The organism is Rothia sp. HMSC067H10 (assembly GCF_001810635.1).
In the GTDB taxonomy this organism is placed as follows: domain Bacteria; phylum Actinomycetota; class Actinomycetes; order Actinomycetales; family Micrococcaceae; genus Rothia; species Rothia dentocariosa.
The window spans coordinates 726-19,966 of sequence record NZ_KV802311.1; the positions used below are offsets into that span (position 1 = coordinate 726).

Annotated in this window: 11 protein-coding genes and 1 pseudogene; 2 read left to right on the forward strand and 10 right to left on the reverse strand. The window is 55.1% G+C overall.

The genetic code is table 11. From position 1 onward, the window contains the following. The 6 genes and pseudogenes from HMPREF2756_RS04620 to HMPREF2756_RS04645 all read right to left on the reverse strand — a co-directional run. Positions 1–265, reverse strand: a pseudogene (locus tag HMPREF2756_RS04620) (hypothetical protein); the annotation flags it as partial. A 14-nt stretch (positions 266–279) separates the two neighbouring features. After that, entirely contained in the window at positions 280–7,770 is a 7,491-nt protein-coding gene (locus HMPREF2756_RS04625; protein ID WP_070618788.1) for a DUF6531 domain-containing protein, read from the reverse strand. 287 nt (positions 7,771–8,057) lie between these two features. Beyond that, positions 8,058–8,525, reverse strand: coding sequence for a Fe-S cluster assembly sulfur transfer protein SufU (gene sufU / locus HMPREF2756_RS04630; RefSeq protein ID WP_070618790.1), 468 nt, complete (start codon positions 8,523–8,525; stop codon positions 8,058–8,060). 37 nt (positions 8,526–8,562) lie between these two features. Continuing rightward, positions 8,563–9,861 (reverse strand): aminotransferase class V-fold PLP-dependent enzyme, encoded by a 1,299-nt coding sequence (locus tag HMPREF2756_RS04635; protein WP_070618793.1) that lies wholly within the window; start codon positions 9,859–9,861, stop codon positions 8,563–8,565. 301 nt (positions 9,862–10,162) lie between these two features. Continuing rightward, positions 10,163–10,747, reverse strand: coding sequence for an aminoacyl-tRNA hydrolase (gene pth / locus HMPREF2756_RS04640; protein WP_070618796.1), 585 nt, complete (start codon positions 10,745–10,747; stop codon positions 10,163–10,165). Positions 10,748–11,033: 286 nt separating this feature from the next. After that, entirely contained in the window at positions 11,034–11,318 is a 285-nt protein-coding gene (locus HMPREF2756_RS04645) for a 50S ribosomal protein L25 (protein WP_070618799.1), read from the reverse strand. A gap of 485 nt (positions 11,319–11,803) precedes the next feature. Here HMPREF2756_RS04645 and HMPREF2756_RS04650 point away from each other — a divergent pair, with 485 nt between their 5' ends. After that, the gene (locus HMPREF2756_RS04650) at positions 11,804–13,279 is read left to right on the forward strand and encodes an aldehyde dehydrogenase family protein (protein WP_013398638.1); all 1,476 of its coding nucleotides are present in this window, start codon (positions 11,804–11,806) and stop codon (positions 13,277–13,279) included. A 227-nt stretch (positions 13,280–13,506) separates the two neighbouring features. Here the strand turns inward: HMPREF2756_RS04650 and HMPREF2756_RS11600 are convergent, their stop codons facing one another. From HMPREF2756_RS11600 to rfbB, 4 genes are read right to left on the reverse strand one after another with little or no spacing between them, the layout of a single operon-like run. Next, positions 13,507–13,674: a DDE-type integrase/transposase/recombinase gene (locus HMPREF2756_RS11600; RefSeq protein ID WP_141747825.1), complete on the reverse strand. Its 168-nt coding sequence runs from the start codon at positions 13,672–13,674 to the stop codon at positions 13,507–13,509. Positions 13,675–13,696: 22 nt separating this feature from the next. Then, positions 13,697–15,853: a Tat (twin-arginine translocation) pathway signal sequence gene (locus HMPREF2756_RS04655; protein ID WP_070618802.1), complete on the reverse strand. Its 2,157-nt coding sequence runs from the start codon at positions 15,851–15,853 to the stop codon at positions 13,697–13,699. Further along, positions 15,843–17,279, reverse strand: a complete 1,437-nt coding sequence (rfbD, locus tag HMPREF2756_RS04660) for a dTDP-4-dehydrorhamnose reductase (protein ID WP_070618806.1) — start codon at positions 17,277–17,279, stop codon at positions 15,843–15,845. The genes HMPREF2756_RS04655 and rfbD overlap by 11 nt, the downstream gene beginning before the upstream one ends. Then, entirely contained in the window at positions 17,280–18,278 is a 999-nt protein-coding gene (rfbB, locus tag HMPREF2756_RS04665) for a dTDP-glucose 4,6-dehydratase (RefSeq protein ID WP_070618809.1), read from the reverse strand. A gap of 73 nt (positions 18,279–18,351) precedes the next feature. Between rfbB and rfbA the strand changes: the two genes are divergently transcribed. Beyond that, positions 18,352–19,212, forward strand: coding sequence for a glucose-1-phosphate thymidylyltransferase RfbA (gene rfbA / locus HMPREF2756_RS04670; protein WP_070618811.1), 861 nt, complete (start codon positions 18,352–18,354; stop codon positions 19,210–19,212). The last annotated feature ends 29 nt before the right edge of the window (positions 19,213–19,241 follow it).

Here is a 19,241-nt window from a genome sequence, read left to right on the forward strand (position 1 = left end):
GCATATCCCTATCCCTAATTGAACATGCTTCTTCGGATGCCCAGCGCATATTGAAACCTTCGGGAAAACTGTAGTTAGGGTCGATAGTTTTAACTAATCGCCTGGCGAAGTCCATGTACGATACCACTCCAGCACAATCAACAGTAATGACAGCCCACCCCTCTGCTTCCAGATAGGGCAGCATATGGTTTTCCCAGTATCCGTCTTCACGGATGAACAAAGGGGCAGTAAATTCCTCAGCAGACCGTACCTGCTTGTAAGCCATGGTTATTTTCTCCCTTACTCTACTAATAGAATAAACGTGTGATAATGATCCGGGCTGTAATAGATACTGCCATTACTCCCCACTATCAACCGGTCATCACCACGAGTCGTCTCAGGCTTCCCGTTAGGCTTCAACTCAACTTTACCGTTTTCACCAATCTTTGGTTGAGGAGCCATGAAATCCATTTCCGTATAGGTAATAGGGTTCCCTTCAACATCGGTAGTGGGCAAAATATCGCCTACGCCCTCGCCCTTTGCAGGATGATTTTCAAAAGTCCTCGCTTCGTTCGCTCCAGGGTAATGCGGAGGAGCTCCATCCTTCATAATCTTCTGCGTAGCCTGCTGGAGATGTTCAGCAGTATCTTGAGGAATCTGACCCTGATAGTCCTCGCTCCTCACCACCCGGTGATGCTTCAAACCCTCCTCATCAAGCTGCATCGCAGTCTGCAAATCCGGCGCAAACCGTTCCTCAGCGCCCTTCCACAACGCATGCTGAGGACGAGGCCCCGGATCCTCCGGGGGTGCCTCGGTAAATTCTCTGCCTTCAAGCTCAGCTTGTTTTTTACGTGCGTTATATTCCTTTAAATCAGATTTTGCATCCTTGTAATTTTTTTCTTTCGCTATAAATTCATTGTAGTCGTAGTAGTCAGTACGTGGGCGTCCTTTCTTATCCTTCCCCCTCCACTCTTTACGACGAACACCCTCCAGCTTCTCGTCCAGATGAGTCTGCACATCCCGCATCGAAACCGTCTGCCCCTCAGCGGCACCAGCGCCCTTTGCCGGAGGCAGGTTCTCAACCTTTGGTTCCTCAACAGGTTTCAGCTGCACCTCAGGCTCACGCACACCACCAGCAGAACCACGAGCCGCCACAGCATCATCAGCCACACCACCAGGCTTAACAGCCTGCATACCAGCAGCACCAGACCCAGCACCCGAAGCAGGCGGAACCTCGCCCACCTGCGGAGCCTCCACAGGCTTCACCGGAACCTGCGAAGCACCACGAGAAGCACCAGAACCCTCCACCGGAGCAACCTGCGGAACATCAACACGCGACACCGCAACCGGCGGAACCTCCGTCGCAGAACGAGCACCACCAGCAACAGGCTTAACCTCGATCTCCACCTTCGGATAGCGCAAACGACGCAACTCATTGACAGTCCTAGCACCCTCAGCGCCATCACGATACAACCCTGTCAAAGGAGCCGCTTCTTGAGATTTGAAGAAACCACCAGCAAAAAAATCCTGAAAGCCAAACTTCTTCGGGCCCTTACTAGCCAAACGAGGAGCATTCACACTCAACTGAGTAGCCTCAAGACGCAGGGTCATGCCACTCATACTCTGAAGCCTTTCCAAGCGCTGCAGGTACAATACGACAGCAGCAGCAGTAATACCACCAAGAAGACCGTCAAGCGTGAGTTGGTCAGGGTTAAGGTCTCCGTACTCCCACTTCTGTAATACAGCTGAAAATAACATGGAAGTAACTATGGTGCCACCCACACCACGAGTAGCCTGGGGAATCATCAACAATAAACCACCGACAAAAACGACTCCCGCGAGAACATCCTTGCCATGATCGTTAAACCATCGTCCTGGATCTTTTTGGAGCTCTTCAAGAGATTTCTTCCAACCATCCACTGACCAAAAACCGTCCCAGTGACGTTTCGTTTCCTCTGCCATAGCACGGTCAAAATCCCGAATAAAATCATCTGATTCAATATATTCGGTATACTTCCGCATAGCTTCAGCAGGGATTGGTTGCAATCCTGTGGGGTCGTGCAAATTCACCGGATCACCCGATGCAAACAGATACGACGCACCCATATACCCCGCCCCGGCCACAGGCTCCATAGGGTCCGGCGACAAAAACCCAGCCGTCACAGGATCATACAAACGCGCACCCATCAACTCACCGCCAACGGTTGCTAACGCACCCTGAGCCGTCAAACCCGCATCAGCAGGCAAACCCGGCAACCCATTACCAGCAGCTGCAGTGGTGTTGCTTCCCCAAGTTACCGGGGATGCGACACCGAAGATATCCGTGCCAAAACCATATGCTCCCGCACCTGTGTCAGTGAGGATACTATCGCGCCCGCCAAGCACAGACCCCGCCGAAACCGCCTCGGTAACACCAACACCCACCAACGAAGCAGCATCAGGTACCGTCGTATCCCAGATCAGCGGCGAGACAACAGCCCCCTGCCCATCCTGCTGACTCCCAACAGCCACCGGCATATTCCGAACCGACGATGCCGCAAAACACACCGCCGAGTTACCCGTCAGAGAATCCTCACCACCAGCAGCCACATGACTGCCCAGCAAAGACTCAGGGGTGTGGTTGATGCGCTCCACCAGCTCTAAAGAGCCCAGAGCATCCCAGCCCCACCTCACAGCAGAACCAGCATGATCAACCGCCCCGGTACGGAAACCCCGCACATCATAGGAATACTGAATCGATCCCGTACACACCAAAGATGACGCATCTAACCCGGCTAGATCCTCCACCACACCCGCAACAGGTGCAACGGAAGAACCACCATCCTCTAGTGCCTCATACAGGCGTACCGTCTGTACCCGCTCCCCCGCATAGGAAAACGCACGCACCCGAACCAGGGAACCTTCCTGATGGGTTTCTTCCCTCATAAGCAATCCGACCGGATCATACACCCACACCACCGACACATCATCCGAGCTCACCGCACGGATCAACCTGCCGGAAGCATCATAGGCGTACTCACACCAGGAACCCTTAACGGTGTCTTCCACCCGAGTAATCTTCCCCGCAGGATTCCGGCGTACCCGCACGCCCTGCACCACACCCGACGATGAACCACTAGGCTCGTCGGCTCCACCGAGAACTTCCTCGGTGTACCCCATAACGGCCCCGGACGTATCACGCACCCACGAAGAGACACACTCCCCAACCTGAACACGTTCCAAATACCCCAGCGCATCATAAGCAAACTCAGCCACCCCAGGCTTATCACCAGCACTCGATGAGTCCTCTACCCCGACACCGGCAGGGACCTGCTGCGTAGACCTAATACGCCCGCCCGGAGAATACCCATATACGGTAGAACCATACGGAGTAGTTCGCTGAACCACATTCCCATCAGCATCATAGGAGTACGCTAGACTCCACGCACCCGTAGATGCGAACACCTCAGCCGCAGAAGCATCCCCGGCAGCGGATACTCGATTATCCGCTGCAAAGAACGCCGTATCAGAAACCTCATCCCCGAGTTTCGGGGCAGAATCCACCCTCACCAAACGTCCCAAAGCATCTGAGACATAGGTCGTCTGAACATACACATCAGCTTCGGATTCCGCGCCATCTAAGACACCGATAGAAGACCTACCAGCAGTTGTTGTTGCACTCGCGTTAGCAGAGCCAACGGTGGTTTTTACTGTAGCGACCGTAGCAGCTACAGACCGCTGAGCGCCCAGCCGTGCCAGGTTCTCTCCCGCCAGATAGTCCTTCACCGTCAGGCACCGACCGGCTCGATCCCGCACCCACGCACACGCCAACCGGCCCAAGCGCTCACCTGGCTTAGCCACATGCATACTCGCCACCTCACCGGCGCCATCATACGCATACGACACCCGCGAACCATCCGGATTTATGACTTCAGTGCACCGGTGCGCGCCATCATACGCATACTTGGTCACCGCCCCGAATGGGTCCGTAACCGACATCACATTCCCCACCGCATCATAGGCATACGAAGTCGTCGCAAAACCCTCAGACGTAGCTACCCGACGCGCTAGCAAACGCCCCGCACCGTCATAATCAAAAAAGCATATTCCACCTACGCCGGAAACAGCCTTAACCACACGCCCACACGCATCATAGGAGAACGACCGGGTGCCCCAAGCAGCATCCACACACCGCACCACACGCCCGGCAGCATCATAGGCATACCTGCCCACCAGCTTAGTCCCAGCACGACGCTCCAACACACGCCCACACAGGTCATACACAAAAGACTCCACTACCACGCCAGCACGAGTCTTCGCTACCAAACGCGAATCCGCATCATACCGGTACTCAGTCATCACCCCATCAGCATCCGTCACTGAGGCAACCCGACCACACGCATCATACGAGTACTCCGTCACAGCCCCCGAGGCACTCACCTGCCTGAGCACCCGCCCAGCAGCATCACATACCTCACCCGAAACCTGACCAGCAGCATCAGTACACATCCGCAACGCATGGGCACCGGGAACCCTCACCAGATTCTCGGTCGGATCCTGCACGCGAACAGGCTCTGAAGCACCCTGACGATGCGCGGGCTCCCGATCCCCTTCACCCGCGGAGGCAGCCGTGGTGTTAGTCAAAAACTGGTACGCCCACGACGTGACTGCCCCGGACGGGTCAATACTGCTCATCACCCGGCCCAGCGCATCAAATCCCACCGTCGCGGTGTTCCCAACACCGTCCTGATGCGTGATCTCACCGGCAGCACTATCTCGACTTACCCGTGTGAGCACACCCGTCGGATCGGTATGCTCCACCAAGGTATCAGCAGCGTTATACCGGCTCGCCCACACATTCCCGGCTGGGTCAATCTTTTCTGTAACCCTGCCCATACCATCATGGACAAACTTCGTCACATGCCCTAACGGATCAGTCTCAGCAACCGTGTATCCCAGCTCGTTGATCTCACGCACGGTACGGGCGCCATCAGGTGCCACCTGCGCAACCAGTTCCCCAGCGGCGTTGTACTCAAACCGGCGCACACCCCCAACCGCATCCGTGATACTGGCGACTTTACCCGCAGGAGTATATGTATACACAGTTGCGTTCCCCGCCGGGTCAATCACCCGAACAGGACGCGAGGTAACGTTATACTCAACCCGCATAGTTGCCCCCGATGGAGAGATCACCGCCACCGGTCGATCCTGGGCATCATACTCAACCTTGAGCATGTCGCCCACAGCATTGAGCACCCCGGTCAGATTCCCCCGAGCGTCATAGGAAAGCCGCGTCACGACCCCTGTCGGATCCGTCACCGACGACATCTGTCCCGTCGATGTATAGGTATACCGGCTGGTGGCACCATCAGTCGTCACCGCAACCGGCTGACGCGAAAAACCCTCCTCAGCATACTCATATGAAATAACCTTTACCGGAGCATCTTTACGAATCCACTCATCCTTCGAGCCATATGTCCGCTTGTGAACCGGTCGGTCCAGGTTGTCATACTCGGTAATACTCATCGAACCTGTAGAAGCAAGCTCCTTCACCACAAGCCCACGAGTATTCGCAGACCGCACCGTCCGCGACCCTTCAAGATCGGTCACCTGAATCCGGTTCCCAAACGCGTCATAAATAAACCGAACCGTAGACCCTTCCGCCGACGTAACCGAGACTAAACGCCCTTTACTATCAGACACCCACGTATTCGGATGCAGCGCACGCTCAACAGTATCCGCAGCATCAGAGCCATCAGAGTCAGCCGCTAGAGTGTTCTCATGGGTACCGGTGGTAATCTGCGTAATCCCACCCGGCAAATACGTATAGTCAATCACACGACCATGCTCACTGACCTGCTGGGTAACACGCCCCGGATTATCCGGATCCCCATACACATTAGTCACCTCACGCACGCCGCCAGTGCCCGTGACCGTCTGCACCAAACCATCCTCGGTATGCGTATACACGCGCGAGGCAACCATAACGCCGCAAGCCGCAGCAGTACCACCCTTGACAGCACTCTCAGGCTCATCCACGGGATCAGATGCTGACTGCGAGGCTAGAGCGTAGGTTGTCACCTCTACCAGATGCCCCGTTTCACTATAGGCATACTCCACCCGAGATCCAGCCCCAGTAACAGCCACCGCACGCCCAGAAACATCATCATACGAGAGGCGAATAGCCTTACCGAAAGCACCCACCATAGCCCGCACACGAGAGGAAGAACCACCATTGAAAGCGTCCTCATAGATAGCGGCAACCGCAGAACCAGGCTCCGAACCCCAAGAGCCCAGCCAGGCACCACCCCGCGTATAGTAATGGTACTGCCCGGTATTATTCGACACCGCATAGAACTCACCATAGAACTCACCGTCAGAGACCACTTGGTCAGAATGCTCAGCGGCCAAAGAAATCACAGCAGCAAACCCAGCACGCGCAGCCTGCACACACACGCCATCGTTAGCCTCATCATGAGTAGCACCATTCTCAGAATCAGAAGCCTGAGACGCAGACGAATCCGCTGGGTTCACCGTATACCGATGCAGCCACCACGCCTCCCCAGCAGCCCGAGCAAACCCAGCCCCAGCACGAGCAAAGAAGACCTGCCGCCCATCAACATCAGCCCACACCACACCCGAAGCCGTAAACCCCAAATGCGTATCCACCGTAGAAGACCACCCAGGCCCAAACGCGCCTACCGGAGCCGCATATCCCTCATGCGTAGACGCCGCCCCAGCAGCAGCGATACTGTTATACATCCGCACCAACGAAACAGATCCGACAGAAAGATCCCGCTCTTCCTCAATGAAGTTACCCGTCGCCACATTCACGGGATCGTTTGCATAACCACTCGAAATTTGTGTGCCGAAAACCTGAACGTCAGCGACCTCTAACCATTTACGCCCAGGATTTACACCGGCTTGCTGAATTGAAGACGCTAACGCAGCATCTGAAACCGTGAATTTCACTCCGGCACCAGCATTACGAAACGCCTGAGCTACCGCATTAATCCAGGCAGCATCATTATCATTATCCAAAATCCAATTTTGCGTTGAGAGCAACAACGTATCGATAATCAGCACACCCCACTGACATGTTTTCAAGTACGTATCATAGGCGTTGCTAACTGCGGTGAACGCAGCATTCATCTCAATATTGAGCGTGTTCAGGACAAAGTTCGTGTATTTTTCCAAAGCGTCAGGATCTGCAGAAGAAGTACCACCAGAAGAAGCTAAACCTTCAGCATATTTCTCGCTGTTCGAACTTTTTGGTTCAGCAATACTCGCAGGCGGCGCAGGTTCATGAGGCACCTCTCCCAAACGCCCCAAAGTAGGTTTAGTATTAGCGTTAGGGCTAACCCCTGGGTTAACTTCGATCTCAGGTCCCGGCTGAGCCTGGTAGGCAGGACGAAAAGGATCACGTTTTTCATGCGCACCAAAAGCTGCAGCCTTATCTCCATTCACTGAGCGTGCAGTGTCACGAGACAGTTCAGCCTGACGCGCCCGACGGCGGTTATCCTGCTCAGCTTCAGCCGCCCGAGCGATCTTCCTCACAGCCTCAGCCGCACGATGACATGCATCTGCCAGCCTGTGGGCATCATCCATACACTGACCATAATTGAGCACAAATAATGTGGCGTACCGACCACGGAACTCTTGGGCAGCATGCATACCCTCGGAGCGAATCTTGCCATGGAAGTCTCCCAGCTTACGGGCCGCATCATCAAAAGCACGAGCAAGCGCAGCCGCATCTTCCTGACTATAAACAACATCGTTGTGGTTTACATGAAGCTTGTCAGTATCTCGCATAGCTAAGTCGTCTTTCTCGGGAAGGCTTAATAGTGAAAGTACCTTTTCATCTTACAAGGATTCTTGAAAATAATCTGTACTTTCGGTAGAGGGTTATAAAAATGTTCAAAAATTTTTTTTACTACGATTTCATGTTCTTGAAGTCCTCCTTCTTTGGAGTTCAAAACCCTATATGCCATATGTGCATGCACATAGAAGAGCGGCCCTTCGGTCATGGTGACCGGAGAGCCGCTCGATGGGTGAAGCTATGTTTTAGGGTCAGCACAGAAGCCTACCCATAGATGCGTTTATTTCGTGCTTGCCTCGCGGGCTGCCTCTTCGACTGCCACCCATGAGAGCATCGCACATTTGACGCGGGCCATAAACTTTGAAACCCCGGAAAATGCCGCCATATCGCCGTATTCTTCCTCATCCAGGGTAATCTGACCGCGCGAGCGCAGCATCTCACGAAACGCATCCACATGGTTCTGCAGCTCCCCCAGGGTCATACCCGGTGCCATCTCGGAGAGCACCGATGCCGCCGCCATCGAAATGGAACAGCCGTCGCCTTCCCACGAGACCGATTCAACGACCTTTTCGCCGTTTTTCTGCTCATCAGAAAGCACGAGGCGCAGGTTGATTTCGTCTCCGCAGGTGGGGTTGTACTGGTGGTTGTCGGCGCTGGCGTGCCCGGCGGGTACCTCCACCAGGTGTTCGCCGGTGCGCTGCTTTGAGTGTTCCAGAATAATGTCTTGGTAGAGCGATTCTAGGGACATGAATTATCCAATCCTGTGTATATGAGTAACGGCTTCTTTACAGCCCGAAGTAGGGGCGTACCTCGGCGAGCGCGGCAAGGAATGCATCTATGTCTTCGGTGGTGTTGTAGAGGTATGCGGAGGCGCGGGTCGAGGCCGTCAGTCCGGCGCCGCGGTGCAGCGGCTGGGCGCAGTGGTGACCTACGCGCACGGCGATACCTTTCGTATCGAGCAGCTGCCCGGCGTCGTGCGGGTGTACCCCATCGATGCCGAGGGAGACGAGCCCGGCGCGTTTGTTCGGGTCGGTGGGTCCTAGCAGGCGCACGCCCTCAATGTTCTGCACCCCGGCAACGAGCCGCGCGCCGAGTTCTTGTTCCCAAGCGTGTACGTTATCCATGCCGAGGTGCTGCAGGTAGCGTACTGCCTCGGCAAAGGCGACGGCTTGGGAGACGCGCTGGGTTCCCGCCTCAAATTTGATGGGGGCGGGCATATAGTCGGCGTCTTGGAGTTCGACGCGGGTAATCATAGAGCCGCCGGTGAGGAATGGGGGCAGCGCGTCAAGAAGCTCGGCGCGGCCGTAGAGCGCACCGATGCCGGTGGGGGCGAGCATTTTGTGCCCCGAGAATGCGGCGAAATCGACACCGAGCGCGGGGAAGTCTACCGGCATGTGAGGTACGGATTGGCAGGCGTCCAGGACGGTGAGGGCACCGACTTTTTGGGCGAGTGAGACGAAGCGCGGCACATCCGCGATAGCGCCGGTGACGTTGGAGACGTGGGTGAAGGCGAGGATGCGGGTTTTCTCGGTAACGAGTTGGGCGGCGGCTTCGTAGTCGATCTGTCCGTCGTCGGTGGAGGGGATGTGTTTGAGGGTTGCACCGGTGCGTTGGGCGAGGATCTGCCAGGGTATGAGGTTGGCGTGGTGTTCGATTTCGGTGGTGAGAATTTCGTCGCCGGGTTTCAGGGCAAAACGTTGGGCTTTTTCGCCGCCGAGTCCTTGGGAGGCGTTGCCTATTGAGTAGGCGACAAGGTTGAGCGCTTCGGTGGCGTTGGAAGTCCAGACGATGTTTTCGTCGCGGGCTCCTACGAAGGCGGCAACGGTGGTGCGGGCCTGCTCGAAGAGTTCGGTGGCTTCAACGGCAAGGGTGTGCGCGCCGCGGTGTACCGCAGAATTGGCGTGCAGGTAGAAGTTGCGTTCAGCATCGAGAACTTGGAGTGGTTTTTGGCTGGTGGCGCCGGAATCGAGGTAGACGAGCGGGTTGCCGTTGACGACGGTGCTGAGAATAGGGAAGTCTGCGCGCAACGCTCGCACGGTGTCATCGTTGAGCGGCGTATTGGCGGGGACTGAGTATTCTGCCACGGTTGTTCCTTTTCTCTTGACCGGTTTCAGGCGCGCCGCATGGCGTTGAGACCCCTGCTGCGTGGCACGTTAGGTCGAGGCTGCACGCCCGGGCTTAGTGTCTGTGGGGCTATAACGTCATGCTTTTCTAGCTTATTCCTTGGCGCGGGCAAAACCTAGTTAGGTGTGTGCAATAGCCTAGGAAATCTGCCTAACCATAGCTACGGGCGTAACGGGGCGTCATGTTTACTGCTGGGCTTATCCGACAGATGTAAAGGCACCAGATTGTGCGGTTTGTCGGGCGTCCGTGCTCTGCGCATATTTAGGATGCGCTGTGAAAGCGCTGCTGCGCCGCCGTCAACCCGTCGGTGATAAGCATGGCGACCGCATCGACGGAGTTGTCGATCAGGAACGGCAGGTTTTTGGCTTCGGCTGCCGTGAAGGGTTTGAGCACATAGTCGGCGGTGTTCATGCGCCCCGGTGGGCGACCGATACCAGCGCGCACACGGTAATAATCTTTGGTGCCCAGCGCCTTGGTAATATCGCGCAGGCCGTTGTGGCCGCCTTCTCCCCCACCAATTTTGAGTTTGATGGTGTCAAAGGGAATATCAAGCTCGTCGTGCACCACGATTATGTGATCGGGGTCGATGCCATAGAATTTTGCGACCGCAGATACGGGCCCACCCGAGGTGTTCATGTACCCGAGGGATTTCATGAGTACAACCTTGGGACCGCCTATACCTAGGCGACCTTCGACGACTACAGCGGATGCTTTGGAATGCTTCTTGAAGGTGCTGCCCATTTCACGGGCGATTTTATCGAGCACCATCTGCCCGATGTTATGGCGGGTTTTCGCGTATTGCGGTCCGGGGTTGCCCAGGCCGACGATGAGCCACGCATCAGACATGTTCTCGTGTACCTTCCTGCGGGTTATAGGGTGAGGAATAAAAAATGCTCGGTAGAGACTACTCGGTAAACCGGATAAAACTATGGGCGGATTAGGCGGTTACTGATCGGCTATCTCGCACCTGAGCCAAACGGTAAAGATGGGTGTACGCCGTAAGTTGGCGGGGAATATGGAAGCGGCTCGCACCCGCCAGAAGCAGATACGAGCCGTACCGTTGCCGAAAAACCTCTAAAGCGGGTTCCGGCGTAAACGTTGATGCGCCGTGCGCTCCTTCGTCTACCTAACCTTAGTCGACGAACAGCAGGTCGATGTGCTGCAGTTCGGGGCGGATCGGGTGACGCTGAATATCCTGCACGCGAGTCTTGAACTGCTCACCATCAACCTCGATCACCAGAACGACGTCCTTGTTGCGAACAGCCATGGTGGTCGCGTGGCCGGGGAGGGTCACGTGCTTAGGCTCTTTGCCATTGCCGTAGATAACGGCGGGGATATCACCAACAGCGCGGATGCGGCGTGCATAGCCCTTACCGAAATCGGTGCGGGGCTCAGCAGTAATTTTAATTTCAGACATGGTAATCTCCAATCTTTGATCATGGGTAATACGCCAAGAGAATAATGGCGCAAATCATGGGATTCCATGCGCCACCTCGTCGATAACGGCAGAGTCTGCCCTCGCCTTGGCTAACACTATATTCTTACAGATTTTCCAGATACGAGCAAGGATAGTTTTTCCTAGTTCCAGGCTCGCACCCCAACATCAAGCGCTGCTGAGGATCCTCAGATACTCGGCGAGCGCATCGCGGTGATCGCAAGGTCGTCTGAAAAATTAAAATGTATTAACAGACCGCCCTCGTCCCCATACATCATCAAGATGTGGCTGACTGCGTTTTACGTTTTGCAAAATTACATATTTGGAATTTCGAGAATGCTCTCATTTTTAGTGCTTGAATAGAAACAGAAAAAATACTATCCTGTTTTCAAATGACGTTGAATAAACGACTAAAACCCAATAAAAACAATTAAAGCCCAATAAAGACAACTTAAGGAGACAGCATCATGGCAAAAGATTTGAATGTGTTCGATAAAGAGTACGGTCTTTTGATTAACGGCGCGTGGACGAGCCCCGGCACGCTTTTGGATTCCTACAATCCCGCCAACGGCGAAACACTGGCGAAATTTACCGACGCGTCCGACGCAGATGTCGATGCCGCCGTCGCCGCCGCGCAGGAAGCGTTCAAAACATGGCGCAAGACCACCACAACCGAACGCGCCGCCATACTCAACAAAATCGCCGATGTGATTGACGAAAACTTGGAATTGTTCGCCTTGCAGGAAACGCTGGACAACGGCAAACCCATCCGCGAAACCCGCGCCGCCGACATCCCGCTGGCTTCCGACCATTTCCGTTATTTCGCCAGCGTCATCCGCGGCGAAGAAGGCACCGCAACCCAACTTGACTCCGAAGACCTGTCCATCGTATTGCGCGAACCTATCGGCGTCGTCGGTCAGATTATTCCGTGGAACTTCCCCTTCCTGATGGCGGCTTGGAAAATCGCACCCGCGCTCGCCGCAGGCTGTACCATCGTCATCCACCCGTCTTCCAGCACTTCGCTGAGCCTGTTGTCGCTCGCCCAAAAAATTAACCACCTGCTGCCTAAAGGCGTGCTGAACATCATTACCGGACGTGGTTCAAAATCCGGCGAATACATGCTGCACCACAAAGGCTTCAACAAACTCGCCTTCACCGGCTCAACCGAAATCGGTCGCCGCATCGGCATCGCTGCCGCCGAAATGCTCATTCCCTCTACCTTGGAGCTGGGCGGCAAATCCGCCAACATCTTCTTTGACGACATGCCGTTCGACAAAGCCCTCGAAGGCGCACAAAAAGGCATTTTGTTCAACCAAGGCCAAGTGTGCAGCGCCGGCTCGCGTATCTTCGTACAAGAAGGCATTTACGACAAATTCGTCAACGCCTTGGCGGAAGAGTTCAAGAAAATCAAAGTCGGACTGCCTTGGGAAGACGATACCCAAATGGGTTCGCAAGTCAACGCCGGCCAGCTTGAAACCATTTTGAAATATGTCAAAATCGGTGAGCAGGAAGGCTGCCGCATCATCACCGGCGGCAAAAAACTCGAAGGCGAATTGGGCAAAGGCGAATTTGTCGAGCCGACCTTGATTGAGGCTGACAACAACAACGCCCGCGTTGCCCAAGAAGAAATCTTCGGCCCGGTTGCCACCGTGATTAAATTCAAAACCGAAGAAGAAGTCGTCAAAATGGCCAACGACAGCGAATACGGCTTGGGCGGCGCAGTTTGGAGCAAAGATATCAACCGCTGCCTGCGCGTCTCCAACGCACTGGAAACCGGTCGTGTCTGGGTGAACTGCTACAACCGTCTGCCCGCAGGCGCACCGTTCGGCGGCTACAAAACTTCAGGCATCGGCCGCGAAACCCACAAAATGATGCTCGCCGCCTACACGCAGGTGAAAAACATCTACATTTCCACCCGCGAAGAGCGCGAAGGGTTATATTAATTGCCTGCTGAACGCTGATTGATATGGAGAAGAGGTCGTCTGAAAATCCGGATTCGGGTTGAACTGCCCCCCCCATCTTGGACGCTCATAAAAACCTCTTCAGGCGCTCTACATAAGCTGGGTTCTGTATGCAACAGAACCCAGCTTATTCAATTTCAAACTGCAGCGCTCCCGCAGTCCCCCTGCGCTACATGCTTTGAACCATGAAATGGTCGGAAAGTAAGTTCCTATACCCCGGCGTACGATATAGTACGCCTTGGTCGGAGTGCAGCATCGTTCCTTTGCCGGCAGGCTTTGTGCAGCATTTTCTCCACCATGTCGCTGTTGGTCCTGCGGCTCACGACGTAGGCGACGATTTCGCGGTTGAACAGGTCCACTACCGGTGAGAGATACAGTTTGCCGTCGCTTTGGCCAACACTATATTCTTACAGATTTTCCAGATTTGAGGCGGGCACGCAAGGAATCCCAAGGATTTCGCTTTTGCTCCTCTGCGCCTGCCGCGCGCCGCTTTACCGGCAGCGCCGCCGAGGCGAGCATCAAAAGCACACAAACCCAGAAGATGACCTGCAGCTGATTCTTATAGGGTGCATCATAGGTCAAATTCACCTCATATGTTCCTGCGGGCAGAACCGTCTTGATGTATCGCCCCGGTCCGGCTGACAGCGCCATCGCGTGGCATTTCTGGGTGTTTTCAGCGTCGCAGAGTTTGCCCGTCCAGCCGGTGTAATACGATTCGTTCAGGGCGACTTCGGTTTGATGCTCAACCTCAACCCGGTACGATATCTTGCCGAACCTGCTGTACGAGAGTGGGGTGTACTCTAACCCTGCACAGCGGCCTTCCTTGAGACATGCATCGGAAAGATCCGCGAAGGATCCACCCGAAAGCGGCACCACGGCACCGGCAGCAGCATAGAACCGAATAAAGTCATTACCCTTTTCGCCTTTGAACGCCTTATGCTGTTCGCGCAGTGCCGAGCTTCCTTGAACATTGGCGTATCCGCTCAGGGAATCGGTGCAGGTGAAGGCGCCTCCCAGGGCAATATTATCGTGGTCCCAATCTTTGACGGGCTGATCGGAAACGCGACGTTCAGGGCGACGCGTGTAGTTCTGCTCGCACGCCTGGTTTTGGTGCATAAGCTGCGAAATCTCAGCCCCGTAGTGCCCGACCTCAAGTCGCTCACGCGCCGAAGCCCACGTGCTTGTGACCGAGTAGGCGAAATTCAGCCCGGAGGCTACCGACAGGCAAAGCATCAGGACGCCCAAGGTTCGGGCTGAACTCTGCCGTGCAAACCGCCATAAACCGTGCGTATAGTTCGTTACAGCAACCGCCGTTAGTGCGAAAAGTACCACCGGCACGAGCATAAGCACGAGGCGAGGAAGGCTTAGATTCCACGACAGCGACAGGCCGAAAATCACGATGGCGGCAGCAACGATCGAGCATCCCGCCAGGATGCGACGGCGCGAAACGTTGCCCTCAAAAAGCCGTTTAAGCCCCAGGCTGCCCAGAATGATCATGGTGAGCGGCACGAAGTTTTTGAAATCGTTAATCCAGAAACGGCTCAGGCTCATACCCGGAATATTCCACAGAAGCTTAGGGGCGAAGGTCGCCAGCCCTAACAGCAGAATTGACAGCCCGCCCAGCAGATAGAGCGGCAGGTTACGCCGTGAACGCCACGGCACGAAGGTGAGGGCGAGCAGAAGCGGAATCACGATAAAGAAGGGGCGCATCGCAATATCCGAACTCATGGCCGGGTTATCGTACGGGTAAATGAGTGAGGCCAGGTTCGGGAAAGTCAGGTGAATGCGCTGCGGGCTCCAGTCGCGCTGCCCGGTTCCCGACAATAGCGCCGGAACATATTTGACGATGCTCAACGGTACCGCGATGAGAATGCTGACGATGACACGCCATATCCAGGCGCGGCTTCGAGAGACGATCATCCACCCGATGCCCCACCCACCAATACACACGGCAGCGGCGATCAGCTGCCCCGGATATATGCCGACGAAACTCTGCCACAGGATTAAGACCGCAAGCGGAATCCCGTAGCGTTTATGCCACGCCCATAACGGGGAGATGACGAGCAGGACCCAGGGCCAGTAGGCGGCGGCACGGTGAAAATCCAGGAACTGGGCGTTTGCAAAGATTGCCGGGGCAAAGAATTGCCCCACGAGGGCGATCAGCGAAACAAGGTGGTGCCCGGTCAGCTGACGGACCAACAGGTACATGCCCACCGCGCCAAGACCCGCGAGCACCGCCGACGTGATAGACGATACCGTAGGACTCCACGGCGAAATACCGTTTGCGATGCCCTGCGGCAGCACATACGATCCGCCCTGAATATTACTCCCGGCGGGGCGGCCCATCCAGGTGTAGGCAACCCAGTCGGGCGGGTTGAAAATCCCGCCGTTATTCCACCAATAGTAAGAATCTGAGAGGTAGTGGGCATTCGCATCGCCGTTAACCACCGTCAGACGCATGAAGTATGACCAGTAGGTGATAACCTCAAGCGCGATTACAAGGAGTGCAACCTGTATACCCTGACGCGCGAGAAGGTCACGGATTTTAGTCTTCACGTGCCCCGCCTAGCTGGTGCAGATACTCGGCGAGCGCATCGCGGTGATCGCGAGGGGTGAATCCGGCAGCAATAAGCTTTGAAAGATCCAGGGCAGAGTTGGCGGGGCGCGGGGCGAAGACCTGGGCGTTGGCGAAGTATTCTTCAGTGGTGGTGTTGCTTACTCGGGCGGCATCGTGACCGGTGCCGGTGTAGACGGCTCGGGCTAGGTCTGCCCAGGTGATAACCTCGCCGCTATTTGACACATGGTAGGTGCCGTAGGGTGCGCCGGTAAACAGCAGATGCAGTGCCGCCCCCGCCAAGTCTTGGGTGAAGGTGGGGCGCCCCCACTGATCCGACACGACGGCAGGATCCACGCCGCGTTCGGCCAGCGATGCCATAGTCGCCACAAAATTTTTGCCCTCGCCGACCACCCAGCTGGTGCGCAGCAGGTAGTGTTTGCGCCACGCGGTCGCGGCGCTCTCCCCCGCGGCCTTGGAGGCGCCATATACACTCAGCGGGGCGATGGGATGCTCCACCGAGTATTCCTGCCCTACCGGCAGAGTTCCGTCGAAGACGTAGTCGGTGGAAACGTGCACGAGAGGAAGATTTGCTTCTTCGCAGACGCTCGCTAGGGCGGCGACTCCGTGAGCGTTGGCGGCCCAGGCTTCGCGGCGCCCTTCGGGGGTTTCGGCGTTATCCACTGCGGTGTAGGCGGCAGCATTGATGACCGTGCGGTATGACCGCCAGCGGAAGGCGTTTCGCCATTTTTCGGGGGTACCGAGATCGAGCTGATCACGATCCACCGCCTCAAAGGGGATATTCTGCGCGGTCAGCTGGCGCACGAGTTCACGCCCGAGCTGCCCGCTTGCACCCACAATCAGAAGAGGGTCGGGGGTAAGCGGGGTGATCTCATGTAAGCGCGGGTGTTTGCGGTCCTTCTCGGAAAGCTCAGCCTGCGCCAGGTCGATAGGCCAGTCGATGGCGGTGCTTTCGTCCGCGAGGTTCAGGAAGCTGTAGGCGGTGAGAGCATCCGCCGACCAGTGGTCGTTCACCAGGTAGGTGTAGGCGGTGTTTTCCTGCAGAGTTTGGAAGGCGTTGCCAACCCCGCGCGGAACGAAGATAGCGGTGTCGGGGCCGAGTTCGACGGTCACGACCCGTCCGAAGCTCTCCCCCGCACGCAAGTCTACCCAGGCGCCGAAAATTCGGCCGCTCGCCACCGAAACGTATTTGTCCCAGGGTTCGGCGTGAATACCGCGTGTGGTTCCTACCGAGGTGTTAAAAGAAATATTATTCTGCACCGGGTCAAAATCGGGCAGACCGGCGGCACGCATTTTCTCACGCTGCCAGTTTTCCTTAAACCAGCCGCGATTATCGCCGTGCACGGGCAGATCGATGACGAGCAGCCCCGGTATATCGGTTGCCCTTACGTTCAATTCTTTCGTCATTTACTGCCCCGCTTTCGCGTATTTAGCCTCAACTTCTGCCTTGAGCGGTTCCCACCAAGAACGGTTATCGGTATACCATGCGATGGTATCGGCAAGACCCGCTTCAAAGTCGGTGAACTGCGGTTCCCACCCGAGCTCTTCGCGCAGACGGGTGCCGTCAATGGCATACCGCATATCGTGCCCGGGACGGTCTATCACATGTTCAAAGTCGTTCTCGTCTTTACCCATGAGGCGAAGAATAGTGCGCAGCACGGTAATATTATTCTCCTCACCGTCTGCACCGATAAGGTAGGTCTCGCCAATTTTCCCGGATTCAAGGATGCGTAGCACCGCCGAAGAATGATCGGATGCGTGAATCCAGTCGCGCACGTTCAGGCCCTCGCCGTAGAGCTTAGGGGTCAGCCCCGAGAGGATATTCGTAATCTGCCGGGGAATAAATTTTTCGATGTGCTGATACGGCCCGTAGTTATTCGAGCAGTTCGAGATGGTCGCCTCAATCCCGAAAGAACGCACCCAGGCGCGCACCAGCAGATCCGAACCTGCCTTGGTGGAAGAGTACGGGGATGACGGGTTATAGGGCGTAGCTTCGGTGAACTTTGCGGGGTCCTCCAGCGCCAAATCACCGAAGACTTCATCGGTTGAGATGTGGTGATAGCGAGTTCCGTGCCTGCGCACCGCCTCCAGCAGGGTAAACGTGCCGACTAGGTTGGTGTGAATAAAAGGTTCTGGGTTCGCCAGGGAGTTATCGTTATGGGATTCGGCGGCGTAATGGATGACTGCATCCGCCTGCGCTACGAGCTCGTCAGTGAGTTCACGGTCTGCAATATCGCCAACCATAAGGTTAAATCTGGTGCTGTCAAGACCATCAAGCGAAGTTTTATTGGCGGCATAGGTCATTTTATCGAGTACTGTAACAGTGTGTTCAGTATTATCCAATAGATAATGAACAAAGTTAGAGCCAATGAATCCGGCACCGCCGGTAACGAGTAAGTGAGACATACATTAGATTTTAGCGGTCAAAACCGAGTAATTTATACACAGGTTACGAGAGAAACATGACACAATAGATATTATGAAGGGAATTATTCTTGCCGGTGGTACCGGCAGTCGTTTACACCCCATCACTCAGGGTATTAGTAAACAACTCACTCCGGTTTACGATAAACCAATGATTTATTACCCGCTTTCCACTCTTATGCTGGCGGGAATTCGTGACATTCTTATTATCACAACCCCCGAAGATCAAGAACAATTTAGACGTCTTTTAGGGGATGGAACTCGTTTTGGTGTACATTTCGACTATAAAGTGCAACCTTCACCTGATGGTTTAGCTCAAGCATTTATTTTAGGTGCAGAATTCATAGGTGATAATCCCGTTGCACTCGTTCTAGGTGATAATATTTTCTATGGTCCCGGTTTAGGAACCCAACTTGGAAAATATGAGCAAAAAGACGGTGCAACCGTTTTTGCTTACCAAGTTGCAGACCCGCGCGCCTACGGGGTAGTGGAGTTCGACGAAAATTTTCATGCCGTCTCTATTGAAGAAAAACCGCAGGTACCGAAAAGCGATTATGCTATTCCGGGACTATATTTCTATGACAAACATGTTGTGGAATATGCGCAAAACATTAAACCTTCTCAGCGTGGTGAACTAGAAATTACCGACCTCAATCGTGTATATCTAAAACAGGGTAAACTAAAGGTTGAGGTACTGCCTCGAGGTACAGCATGGCTTGATACCGGCACCTTCGATTCACTCGCAGATGCCAGCAACTTTATTCGCACCGTCCAAAAACGTCAGGGACTTTCTATTGGATGCCCTGAAGAAATTGCATGGCGCGCAGGTTGGTTAAGCAATGATGATCTTCACAGTATCGCCACCAAATTCGCCAAAAGCGGTTATGGGGACTATCTGATGCACCTGCTCAAATAGTCACAAAAAACTCACTGCCCCGCACGGGG